General features: G+C 60.2%; 17 protein-coding genes and 1 tRNA gene. All 18 read right to left on the minus strand.

Annotated features, from left to right (window positions below):
* Positions 1-52 precede the first annotated feature (52 nt).
* Positions 53-129 (minus strand) — tRNA-Asp (locus ABI660_RS04405).
* Positions 130-501: 372 nt separating this feature from the next.
* Positions 502-1,056, minus strand: coding sequence for a hypothetical protein (locus tag ABI660_RS04410; protein ID WP_348065343.1), 555 nt, complete (start codon positions 1,054-1,056; stop codon positions 502-504).
* 118 nt (positions 1,057-1,174) lie between these two features.
* Entirely contained in the window at positions 1,175-1,633 is a 459-nt protein-coding gene (locus ABI660_RS04415; RefSeq protein WP_348065345.1) for a hypothetical protein, read from the minus strand.
* The gene (locus ABI660_RS04420) at positions 1,623-2,003 is read right to left on the minus strand and encodes a hypothetical protein (RefSeq protein WP_348065347.1); all 381 of its coding nucleotides are present in this window, start codon (positions 2,001-2,003) and stop codon (positions 1,623-1,625) included. Before ABI660_RS04420 ends, ABI660_RS04415 begins: the two co-directional genes overlap by 11 nt.
* A 22-nt stretch (positions 2,004-2,025) precedes the next feature.
* Positions 2,026-2,574, minus strand: a complete 549-nt coding sequence (locus tag ABI660_RS04425) for a nuclease domain-containing protein (RefSeq protein WP_348065349.1) — start codon at positions 2,572-2,574, stop codon at positions 2,026-2,028.
* Between the two features lies 1 nt (position 2,575).
* Complete coding sequence (locus tag ABI660_RS04430) at positions 2,576-2,746, minus strand: hypothetical protein (RefSeq protein WP_348065351.1); 171 nt, start codon at positions 2,744-2,746, stop codon at positions 2,576-2,578.
* A gap of 73 nt (positions 2,747-2,819) precedes the next feature.
* Entirely contained in the window at positions 2,820-3,302 is a 483-nt protein-coding gene (locus ABI660_RS04435) for a hypothetical protein (protein ID WP_348065353.1), read from the minus strand.
* 176 nt (positions 3,303-3,478) lie between these two features.
* Complete coding sequence (locus ABI660_RS04440; protein WP_348065355.1) at positions 3,479-3,994, minus strand: DUF1367 family protein; 516 nt, start codon at positions 3,992-3,994, stop codon at positions 3,479-3,481.
* A gap of 214 nt (positions 3,995-4,208) precedes the next feature.
* Positions 4,209-5,165 (minus strand): phosphoadenosine phosphosulfate reductase family protein, encoded by a 957-nt coding sequence (locus ABI660_RS04445; RefSeq protein ID WP_348065357.1) that lies wholly within the window; start codon positions 5,163-5,165, stop codon positions 4,209-4,211.
* Positions 5,162-5,473 (minus strand): DUF4406 domain-containing protein, encoded by a 312-nt coding sequence (locus tag ABI660_RS04450; RefSeq protein WP_348065359.1) that lies wholly within the window; start codon positions 5,471-5,473, stop codon positions 5,162-5,164. The genes ABI660_RS04445 and ABI660_RS04450 overlap by 4 nt, the downstream gene beginning before the upstream one ends.
* The gene (locus ABI660_RS04455) at positions 5,470-5,805 is read right to left on the minus strand and encodes a hypothetical protein (RefSeq protein WP_348065361.1); all 336 of its coding nucleotides are present in this window, start codon (positions 5,803-5,805) and stop codon (positions 5,470-5,472) included. The genes ABI660_RS04450 and ABI660_RS04455 overlap by 4 nt, the downstream gene beginning before the upstream one ends.
* Positions 5,802-5,966 (minus strand): hypothetical protein, encoded by a 165-nt coding sequence (locus tag ABI660_RS04460; RefSeq protein ID WP_348065363.1) that lies wholly within the window; start codon positions 5,964-5,966, stop codon positions 5,802-5,804. The genes ABI660_RS04455 and ABI660_RS04460 overlap by 4 nt, the downstream gene beginning before the upstream one ends.
* Positions 5,967-6,064: 98 nt before the next feature.
* Positions 6,065-7,066 carry a hypothetical protein gene (locus ABI660_RS04465; RefSeq protein ID WP_348065365.1) on the minus strand — a complete coding sequence of 334 codons (1,002 nt, stop codon included), beginning with the start codon at positions 7,064-7,066 and terminating at the stop codon, positions 6,065-6,067.
* Positions 7,063-7,350, minus strand: coding sequence for a hypothetical protein (locus tag ABI660_RS04470; protein ID WP_348065367.1), 288 nt, complete (start codon positions 7,348-7,350; stop codon positions 7,063-7,065). Before ABI660_RS04470 ends, ABI660_RS04465 begins: the two co-directional genes overlap by 4 nt.
* On the minus strand, positions 7,347-9,065 hold the full coding sequence (locus ABI660_RS04475) for a DNA methyltransferase (RefSeq protein ID WP_348065369.1): 1,719 nt from the start codon (positions 9,063-9,065) through the stop codon (positions 7,347-7,349). Before ABI660_RS04475 ends, ABI660_RS04470 begins: the two co-directional genes overlap by 4 nt.
* The gene (locus ABI660_RS04480) at positions 9,062-9,277 is read right to left on the minus strand and encodes a hypothetical protein (protein ID WP_348065371.1); all 216 of its coding nucleotides are present in this window, start codon (positions 9,275-9,277) and stop codon (positions 9,062-9,064) included. Before ABI660_RS04480 ends, ABI660_RS04475 begins: the two co-directional genes overlap by 4 nt.
* Entirely contained in the window at positions 9,274-9,765 is a 492-nt protein-coding gene (locus tag ABI660_RS04485; RefSeq protein WP_348065373.1) for an HNH endonuclease signature motif containing protein, read from the minus strand. Before ABI660_RS04485 ends, ABI660_RS04480 begins: the two co-directional genes overlap by 4 nt.
* Positions 9,762-10,046, minus strand: coding sequence for a hypothetical protein (locus ABI660_RS04490; RefSeq protein WP_348065375.1), 285 nt, complete (start codon positions 10,044-10,046; stop codon positions 9,762-9,764). The genes ABI660_RS04485 and ABI660_RS04490 overlap by 4 nt, the downstream gene beginning before the upstream one ends.
* Between the last annotated feature and the right edge of the window lie 2 nt (positions 10,047-10,048).

A 10,048-nucleotide genomic window follows, 5' to 3' on the forward strand; every position in this document is an offset into this window, starting at 1 on the left:
TTCAGGTTGTTGCCGTGGCTGGCGGCGAAAGGTCCTTGCCATAGCGGAAATCTGGCGGCTTGTGACGGGATTGAACCGTCGACCTCCTGCTCGACAGGCAGGCGCTCTAACCAACTGAGCTAACAAACCATCACGGCTGCGGACTGCGTTTTAAAGATAACTCCGTCGAGTCGCCCACTGTCAAGGACTTGAGACAGTCTTACAGTCCGCATGCGTGATGGCGCTGGGTGCAGTCCCAGCACTACTTAAATTCCTATGGATTTGGCCCGTTTTTACCAGCGGGTTCAAGTACCCTCGAAATACCAGCGTGAACTGGCTTCGTGCGTATGGTGATGCCCTGCCATCGCCCAACTTCACACCCCGCGATCTGCTGCGCCACGAACTCGCCTCGATGAAGCTCCAGCACCTCGTTGACGGCTTCAACGTATGCCATGTAGGTGGGTGGCGCTTGCGCGTAATCGGCAGCCAGCCAGTCGACGGCGGAGGCGATGGCGCTGAGCCTCACACCATCCCCTTTCGTACCAGCTCGCGCTCCACCAACTCCATGGCGGTGCGCTCCTTGGCCGCCAGCCACGTCTTTACCTTCACATAGGTGGCGCTCACGGTCTGCTGACTGACATCGCACCAGTCTGCTACCTGGTGTTGCCTGATGGGCCTGCGCTCCCCGGCGCAGATCACCGTGCCCCCGAAGTAGCGCTGAACGCACAGGTCCACCATCCGGCGCTTGTGCAGGCCTGTCCCTAGGGACAGCGCGAGGACGTCCTCCAGGATGCGCAGCTTCGCAGCCAGGTTCAGGTGTGAGTCCACCGAGAACTTGGCCAGCAGCACGCTGCGGTATGGCTCGGGCAGTCCGGGGTGTCCAGCGCCTCCCTCGATCACCTGCCGCACCCAGCCGGCAGCCATGGCGGCATCCAGCCCTCGCGGCGCCGGCGCGGCTGCAGCCGGGCCCCTCTTCTGAGCCCGGCCCAGCAGGTTGGATGGATAGTCGCCGTGGCTGTGCCTGTAGGCAAAGTTCAGCGCGGCCTGGCCGCTTTGGAAGAGTGTTTCGGTGGTCATATAAGTCCTGCACCAATGAGGATGCCCGTTGCTGCAAAGGCTGCACCGAGGGCGTGTTGACCGGTCACCCCTAGCAACATCCCAACCAACCAGAAAAACAAGAAGGCAGTGCAGCGGTTCATGCGTGGTGCTCCCAGTGCGCAGCCTTGAGCTTTGCGGCGTGCGGCCTGGCCAATGTGAAAACCGTGTGATTGCCGTAGTCGTGGCACACGGGGCGGCCGCGGTACATACCCCAGTTATCCGGCTTGATGTCGGTGAACAGGGCCGGGATACGCTTGGGGAACTTGCCTATCGGGATCGGTCGTGTCTTGGCCATAACGATCCACAGGCCGCGGGCGCTGCAAAACAGCACCGGCGCCAGCCATTTGCCCACGGGCCCATCCTTGAACTCGTTCCACACCTGCCACTCATTGATGTTGCTGAAGTTCTGGCCGCTGTCTTGTTTGATGACCAGCTTCTTGTCGAAGGCGTGCTCATAGACGCGGCGGTACTGGCCCCAACCGATCTGCGTGCCGGTGACCAGGTTAAGCAAGTCCTCGGCGGCATCCTTCTGGAGCCACGGGGTTTCAAGTTCCAAGGGATGCTCCTGAATTCATAGCTGCTTGCGCCCGCAGCGCAAGGGCTCCAAGGTGAAATACGCTTGTCGGCTGGTTGGCTATGGCGCGCTGCACCGTGGTTTCAGCGTTGAGTCCAACATCCGGGTTGGGCTCACGGGCGACGACGCCAGACACCGTGTTGCGCCACCCTTCCACCACCGTGTACTTCATGGGGCTGGTAGATGTGTCACTGGTCAGCAGCCCGTACCCCTGGGCCAGCCGGCAGCACTTCGAGGCGTTCGCATGGCTCACGCCCGACATGCCCTGGGCCACATCCTTGCTGGTGCACCCTGGGTTGAGCTCGACCAACTCAACCGCCTGCTTGATCCTGGTGCCTATCAATCGTCCCATCATTTTGCTCCTGATTTTATAGCTATGTACGCCCGCCCAATAAGGGCTGGAGGCTGATTTCGTTAGGAATTGCGCTCAACAAGTCCAGCGCCCACAGCGCCGCCTTGCGGTCGCGTGCCGGCGTCGCTGGGTTGGCTGTAATCTGGCGCCAGGCCAGAACCTGCCGCAGGTGGCCAGCCAAGAAGATGGCCTGCTTTTGGGCCTTGGGCGCTTTCCCGGTGTCGAGCCAGGTATGGCAGGCGGCACATCCCCAAGCGCTGTAATGATCGTCTGCCTTGCGCGCGCCGCCCTTGCCGCCGTGCTCCTGCCAGTTGCTGTGACAGGCCACGGTTGTATCGGTGCGGTGGTTGCAGCAGCCGGGCACCAGCAGCAGGCAAGGCTTGTCCCGGGCCATCGCCAGCAGGTGCGGGTTGCGGTGCTGGATGGTCTTGGGCTGGCTGATGCAAGCATCCGCTATCGTTTGTATAGCTGCACGCGCAGGCTGCGAAAGGGCTTCGGGCCAATTTGTCACACGTTCGCCGGTGTGGTGGTGATCAAAACTTTTGCGCTTGAAGCCCGTGCGTCGCAGCATGTCAACCAGCCTTCAGCGCCTTGACTGTCTTGGCAGGCACCGGCGCGCCACGCAGGATGGCGTTTGCTTTTGTCAGGTGGTGACCGCCCTGCTCCCGTGATGCGGTGCTCGCGCGGTCGATCTTTTGGGCCGCTCTCTCTTTTTCTGCGGCCACTGTGCTTTTCTTGTCCATGATTCGCTTTCAATGTTTGCGCCCTGAGCCGGGGCCGCACGGCATCAATCTTGTGCTCGTTCAGTGCTGCCATTCAAAACTGTGCAATATGGTTTCGATCATGTCGGCGTGACAGCCTTGTAGATGGCGCCACGATTTCAGCCGCGCTCTTCCCGGTCTTGATGCGGTAAACCACCGTTCCGTGCCCGAGTCCGTACTGCTGTGAAATTTGTGCGGCCGTCAACTCCTGGCCGTTGACCTTCGCCGTCACGTTGCTGCGGCGGTTGTTGTTTTGTTCGGACTCGGTCGCCCACCTGATATTTCCGGGTTTGTAACCCTCTGCATTTCTGATGCGGTCGAGGGAGTGTTTTGCCGACGGCCTTGGCCCGATGTGCGCATAGAACGACTCAAACGAATCGCGCCACTCTTTGCAGACATCAATGCCTCGCCCCCCATAGTCGGCATACCGTTTGTTGCTTTTGAGATAACACCGCTTCAGCATGCTTTGCCAAGCCTGGAACTCTGGTGTTTCCCACATCCCATGCGTTGCGCCAGCATGGTTGCGCGCTGCCGTCACCTCGTTTCTGACGCAGCCGCAGCTGGTGGTGTGTCCGCTGGACAGATGCGTCGATGAAACGGTTGGCCGCTCGCCACAGTCGCACAAGCAATCCCACCTGACGTGCTTGCCAGCGTTAGCGGCCCTACTGAGAACCTGAAGTCGGCCGTACCGTTGGCTGGTGTGGTCAATACGCTTCATTCGTGGAAGCCCTCCAAAATCGAATTCATCATTTCGTCAGCCTTGTCTTTCAGGTGCGGCCAGAGATAGCGCGCTGCGTGAGGGCCGCGCAGGAAGGTCATCACCTGTTCGTGGAATTTCTGGAAATCACCCTCGTCAGCCTTGGCATAGCTGACCGACCTCGGGATCGGAACCACCCCGCCAGACGGTCCCGCCGCCCATGTCACCCACCCGGCACCGACCTTGATCCAGTACAGGTACTGGTCGAAAAACTCAAAGCGTTCTTGGGCCTCAAAAAGGGTCTGCTCGATCTTGAAGTGGCGGCGATGAAACGGGCCACTGCGCGCACGGTTGGTCTTGATGTGGACCATTTCGCCGGGCTCCATCTTCAACAGGCCATTGAAAAACCGGCGCCACGACTTCTGATTGACCTCGCCCAGCCCATCGACCAAACCGAACAGCACGCGGCGCGCGGCATCCTTGTCCGCATCGGGCAGCGCTCCGTCTTGGCGCACCAGTGTGATTTCACTCATCCTCCGCTCCTTCGCAGCATCGCCCGCAGGCGTTTCACTATCACGGTGTCCTCGGGGCGGAAGCGTGATCGGCGCTTGGAAATTGGCGGCGGTGCTGGCGGTACCGCTCGGGCTGTTGGCTGCTGAATCACTGCGATGGCCTGGGCCAGCACTGAAGGTGGGAATTGCTCCCCGGCAAGCTGCCGCGTGCGCAGGGCTTTGGCTTCTTTGTAGGTCATTCGCACAACCCGTAGGCGCTACTACACGCTTTAGGTTCCTCGTGAATGCGTATCCAATCCATGAGCTGGCCGCCGCGCTTCGTTTTGCTCCACTCCACGACCTTACGGATGCCGCGCTTGTCGAGGTGGGCATCCCGGTCTGGATCTGGGAAGAAGCTGGAGGCTTGGCGCTTCGATGCTTGGCCGACCATCAATTCCCAGTATTCGATGCGCTCGATGTGGTGCGGGAAGCGTTTGCTGATTTCCAGCACTTCGTCTTTACCGGCGTTGATACACGGCATGCAACCCACGCGAGTCATGCCCTGGCTGTAAAGCGGATTGGGTTCCAGGCCGGCAATGCGGTGTGCTTCAAAGCAGTCTTCGGCCTTCCAGCGCAGAATAGGCCGGTAGTTGAAAAGACCAGCGCCGACAACATCGAAAGTGCGATGGAAGGATGGGTGCACCGGGCAGGCAAGTCGTTTACGCCTTGCAGCGCTCTCGTCGATGCGAACTCCCTGCCACGACCATACGGCTTCTGCCTCGCCGCGCTCGATGAAGGCAAGTTGATACTCGGTCAGCAGCTCCGTTTTCAAGTACTGGGTGCAAAACTGGGCGGTGCGGCTGGGAAATTTCCCCTTCCAGATGCACAAGTCAAGGAAAGGGTTGCCAGTCGGCACCAAGGCAGCCGCCGCGCGCTCAATGTCGGCCTGCGGCACACCCTTGCCGGCCCAGTGCGTCAGAACGTAGGTGCGTTTTTTGGCAATTTCCCGGTCGAAGTTGGCTCGCAGCACGTCGATTTTGATGCCAAGGTGCCGTTCCATGTATCCCAGATAGTCATGGTAGTTTTCATGCTCATTTCCCGTGTCTGCGCTGACAAAGCGCAGGCTCTCGCGCGGCTCGGTTTCCAGCGCGACAATCGCCGTGGCGCCACTGTCCTTGCCGGTCGATACCGATACGCAGTGGATGATGGTCACGCAGGCACCTCATGCAGCTTCATCGCGCAGAAAACTGGCTTCCCGGTCCGGGTCGCCCAAAGCCGCTCGATCTGGGCGCCGGGTGACTTCTCCCAGCCCGGCAGCATCACAATGCCGTCGCAGCCAGTCAGCGCCTTCAAGTCCGCAAACATGCAGTCGGTCCACTCTGCCGTCGGATCTGGGTTGATTTCCGCCGGGTTTTCCACCTCATGGCCAGCTGCACGCAGCGTCGCGGCTGTCGCGTTGAACGCTGGAAAATTCAAGTCGGGCAACCCGGTCATTGGCCCGGCGATGTAGTAGCGGGTCACGTTGTCACCTCCACCACCACGCCGAACATGCCGCGCTTGCACTTTTCCTGCGCATACCGCCACGTCACGCGCGAGTCTGCGTCGTCAACACCCAGCCAGTCGGCAATCCCGTCGACCAAATTTTTCATGCTGCTCGGAAGGTTGTCGTGCGCGTCCAGCGTGCCGGGTGATACCCGCGTGAGGGTCACAGTCACCGGCAGCGCTGGCGGTTTGATCCCTGCCGTTGCCCAGCCCACGGCTTCACGGTGCGCCTTCTTGCGCTTTGCCGTCACGCGGAAGTGCTCGCGCATGTTCAGCAGGCTCACGGTTTTGAGGGGGAGATTGAATTTCATTTACGTTTGCCCTTGGGGACTTGGGGCGGCTGCACAAACGGCCCGTTCTTGACCAGCGCGCGGATTTCTGCCTCCGTGTGGCCCCAAGCCACCGCTTCGGCCAGCGCCACGCGCTTTCGCTCCACGATCTGCGCTGCGGTTGGCGTGCGGAGGGTGTCCATCTGCCTGATAAGCCTGCCCGCGCAGTACACGCACTGCGGCGCGTTGTATTGGCGCCAGTGCCCTTTTGTCTCTTCGGCGGCTGAACAGTCCGTGCATGTCACGCTACCTCCGCGGTTTTTTCAGTGGCGGCACGCACGCGGGCGCGGTATTCCGGCCATTGCTCGGCCAATTGATCCCATGGGCTAACGCCTTTTTTGACCGCCTCGGCCTCGATGCTCACGCGGCTGTCTGGGTCAGCCATGCCTGCGCCCATGGGTTCATCGGGTGATACGCCGTCCTCCCAGCGCCTGCCGCCGAGGTACACCAGCGGGGCCTCGATAAAGCCATCAATCCATTTCGTGGTTTTGCGCTTCACCGCGATGTCGGCAATCAGCAGGTCTGCCACAGCGTCAAGGCTCTCACGTCGCCACTTCTGGGCGCACTTCACCTTGTCCTGCTTGCGCTCGGACTTCGGCCATGTGTTCCAAAATTCCTCAAACCGTTTGCAGCCCCCCTTGGGGGGTGGGGGGGTATTACTATCTTTTCCCTGTCCCTGTCCCTCTCCCTGTCCCTTGGATGATGTTTCACTAGGGACTTTTTGGGGACGGGCAGCCGTTTCGCTGGGGACGTAGAGGGGGTGTCCCTGGGGACAACCAGCGGCCAACCAGTCATCAAATTCCAGCTTTTGCACGTTGGCGCCGGGGTGGCGCTCGTTGTGTTTCTTGATGCGCGCGCACTCGCTGCGGTGGCGCTGGGCCAGCTTGGCCTTCCATGCTTCCACGGCCTTCTCGGCGACGACAGGGTGGTACAGGCGACCGTCAGAGCATTCAATCCAGTTGCGCATCGCGCCATCGCGCACGCCAGCCCAGCCGCGGTCGATCTTGCCGCGCTGGGCATAGCCTGCAGCCTTGGCAATCCACTTCTCTTCGTTCGGGATGGATGCGGCCGGCACCTGGTGCCATGATGCTGCCCACAGCAGTACAGCAGCCCAGCAGGCGTCTGGTGTCTCGTTCGATGCAAGGTCGGAGTCGCGCAGGCGTGCCACGTCGAGCGGCATGAATGCAAAGTCCTGTAGGTTGCAGCCCGCCGGGGTCAGCGGCTCGGGAAATTCGTCGGTCATGCAATTTCCATTTGCTGTGAGGTCAACTTCACAGCTTCAACATTGACGCCGGTGATGGGGCATTTCAGCGTTCCACACACTTCGCACCTGCCATCGGCGATCAGCGAGTTCATGCGGGCGGCCATGGTGCTGGTTTCCATATGCAAAGCCTTGGCGATTTGGCGGCGGCTGTAGAGCTTGCCGGGCGTCATGGCAGCCACGATGGCATTGCATTGGCCTGAGAAGCGATCCGCCACAGGGGAGTGGTAGGTGTCGATGCTGGTCTGGCGGACTGCGGTTTTCATGTGGCCTCCATGTCAAGGGATGGCTGCTGGTCCTGCCGCTGGGCGTGGTCGATGCGCCCGCGTGCAATCTCCACGTATTCAGCGGTCATGTCGATGCCGATGAAGTTGAAGCCTTCCAGCACTGCCGCCTTGCCGGTGCTGCCGCTTCCCATAAAAGGGTCGAGCACGGTGCCGCCCGGTGGCGTGACAAGGCGGCACAGGTAGCGCATCAAGTCAGTGGGCTTTACGGTCGGGTGGGTGTTGGCGCGCGGTAGGTTGGGGTTCTTTGCCGAATCTTTTGACCACCCACCGCCGCCGCCGTCTGTGCTTGCGATATGAGACTTGCTGTACCGTTTGAAGCGCTCCAACCCTTCGTCACGGTCATCCTTGCTCGCTTTTGCACAATAAAAGAAGCGGGCTGCGCTCCCCGCATCGCCATAGCTGACCATGGGCGTGCCCTCTGCTCTGCTTTCGGCGCCATACGCGGCACCGGCGTTGCCGTGGCCTTGGGCGCTGCTCGCACGCTTGATGGCGCTGTGGCCACTTGCGGTGTATGGAAATGCCCGCACTACCTCGTCACTGCCGTCATGAATGACGTTCGCCGGCCAGCGCCCGGCCGCGTCACCGCCTCTTGGGCCGGGAGTCATGGCGAAGTTGGTACCGCCAGCGTCGGCATAGGTTGAATTGGCGCTGGCCTCTCCAGCGCGACGCGGGGTGTCGACGTCATGTCGGCAAGGGATACCGCCCGAACCGACGCGCAGCTTTTCGTCGGTCTGGATTCGACAGGCGGCGATGTTCAAGGCACCGGTACCGTTCAGCTCCACGTTTGCGGCCACGGTGCCGATCAGCGGCTTGCGCGCCATGCAGATGGGCTCATGGGCTGGCTTTAGCGCGGTGCCAAGACCTTTAGGCAAAATCGGTTTGCCGCACCCTCCACAAATCGGCCATGTTCCGCCAACTTGTGGCTTCGGTTGTCCGGCCACAATTCCATGTTCGTCCGACTGTTCTGCGTCGGGTTGTGGTTGACGTGATGAACCACTTCCGTCCTGGTCAGCAAGAATCCGCACCACTCGGCCATCACCATCCGATGCTCCATGATGTAGCCGTCCTTGCGCGCCATCGGTCGCATCCAATCCGGCGCTCTGATGTAGCGAACGCCCTTGTAGTTGCCCTTCTTCTTGAAAATCGTTACCCCACCCTTCCAGGCTGGATTGGCGGCTCCGAATTTCGGCGGCGGGAAATTTCGTCCGTCCGGCAATGGGTGTGCCCGATTGCGACAAGGACGGCTGCAAAACTTGCCGGCATTCTTCATCAGGAGATTCGGCCGCCGGTACATCCCCGCTCCGCACAGGTCGCACGTTACGTTCGGTCTTCGATTCACTTCCACAGCCACAGATCACCTCCCCTCGCAAGTTATCTAAGTTGTGGCTTTTCGGGAAGCCACTCGAATACAGCCACATGATCTGATCACGAATATCAAACCCAGCATCCTCGATAGCGCAAGCCATACGGTGATAGGTACGTGATCCGCTGAATGCCAGCAGGTAGCCGCCTGGCTTGAGTACGCGCAGCGCTTCGGTCCACATCAACACACTGCAGGCAATGCCGGTACTGTCCCAGGCTTTGCCCATGAAACCAAGCTCGTAGGGCGGGTCTGTGCAAATACTGTCCACGCTGGCATCAGGCATCGCGCGCATCGCTTCAATGCAATCGCTGTGAATTAGGGTTACGGTCATACCGCCCTCGCAGGCTCTGCAGCCGCAACCTTCACGCGCTTGCCATGCGTCAGTAAAAAAGCAAGGGTCATCTGAAATTCACCGGCCGCCATCGCGCCGTCGTTGTCCAGGTATCGGATCACCACCTCGGGGGCTTTGCCGCCCACGATTCGGCACACCTGAGCGGTCTTACCAGACGGGAGACGAAACCACTGGCCTTTTTCGACAGTCAAAGCACGCTCCCGTCGAGAGCGCGCTTTGCGTTCATATACGCGGCGTGAGCTAATTCCGGCGTTGAAAATCGCCCTAAGAATCTGGTTACGCCATTGGCGGTTAACACGCTCTTGAAGCGCCCTCTTTCCGGAGTCACACCTATCAATCCCAATGAATTGTTGGGCATAGGACGAATGTGGTTTTGTTTGTTCAGCGCGCCCGTGACCTCTCGCAGGTTTCCAATACTGTTGTCCTTTTTGTTGCGGTTGATGTGGTCGAGTTGAAGCGCTGGCCAACCGCCATACACAACCAACCACGCAAGCCGGTGCGCAAGAAAACGTATATTGAACACGCTGATAGCGATGTAGCCATACCCATCCACGGAGCCTGCTTCGGCGCCAACCAAAGCCTTGCCTCGACGGTTTACGCGCCAGGTGAATTTGCCCGTTTCCGGGCTGTAATCCAATAAGTCCATGACCATGGCTCGCGTGATGTCAGCTCGATTCATTTCCGCTGTTCCCCCATTGGGGCCCCAACAGGGCCTTCGCCGAACAACTTGGCAGCTTTAACCTCGGCTGCATGAACACAAAAAGCCGTGTAAGTCTTTCCGCGAGTTTTGAGGTACACCCAGTCACGGATGGCACCACTTACATCTGTGCCCGCGTCGTTGCACAGACGGCGGAAGTCGGCCATCGTGTCGAAATCAATCTTGGTTTTCGCATCTTCGGTCAGCGTGCCGAACGGGCCGACCACGCCGGTGCGGGAGAACATCACGTCATCCGAATCCATGG

The sequence above is a fragment of the Polaromonas sp. genome (genome assembly GCF_039930745.1).
Lineage (GTDB): Bacteria > Pseudomonadota > Gammaproteobacteria > Burkholderiales > Burkholderiaceae_C > Polaromonas.

Bases quoted from the DNA above. Each gene is read 5' to 3' on its own strand.
- ABI660_RS04470 (WP_348065367.1), bottom strand. From the start codon at position 7,350: ATGAAAACCGCAGTCCGCCAGACCAGCATCGACACCTACCACTCCCCT.
- ABI660_RS04465 (WP_348065365.1), bottom strand. From the start codon at position 7,066: ATGACCGACGAATTTCCCGAGCCGCTGACCCCGGCGGGCTGCAACCTA.
- ABI660_RS04420 (WP_348065347.1), bottom strand. From the start codon at position 2,003: ATGGGACGATTGATAGGCACCAGGATCAAGCAGGCGGTTGAGTTGGTC.
- ABI660_RS04490 (WP_348065375.1), bottom strand. From the start codon at position 10,046: ATGGATTCGGATGACGTGATGTTCTCCCGCACCGGCGTGGTCGGCCCG.
- ABI660_RS04425 (WP_348065349.1), bottom strand. From the start codon at position 2,574: ATGCTGCGACGCACGGGCTTCAAGCGCAAAAGTTTTGATCACCACCAC.
- ABI660_RS04475 (WP_348065369.1), bottom strand. From the start codon at position 9,065: ATGACCGTAACCCTAATTCACAGCGATTGCATTGAAGCGATGCGCGCG.
- ABI660_RS04455 (WP_348065361.1), bottom strand. From the start codon at position 5,805: ATGAAATTCAATCTCCCCCTCAAAACCGTGAGCCTGCTGAACATGCGC.
- ABI660_RS04460 (WP_348065363.1), bottom strand. From the start codon at position 5,966: ATGGACACCCTCCGCACGCCAACCGCAGCGCAGATCGTGGAGCGAAAG.
- ABI660_RS04410 (WP_348065343.1), bottom strand. From the start codon at position 1,056: ATGACCACCGAAACACTCTTCCAAAGCGGCCAGGCCGCGCTGAACTTT.
- ABI660_RS04440 (WP_348065355.1), bottom strand. From the start codon at position 3,994: ATGAGTGAAATCACACTGGTGCGCCAAGACGGAGCGCTGCCCGATGCG.
- ABI660_RS04430 (WP_348065351.1), bottom strand. From the start codon at position 2,746: ATGGACAAGAAAAGCACAGTGGCCGCAGAAAAAGAGAGAGCGGCCCAA.
- ABI660_RS04485 (WP_348065373.1), bottom strand. From the start codon at position 9,765: ATGAATCGAGCTGACATCACGCGAGCCATGGTCATGGACTTATTGGAT.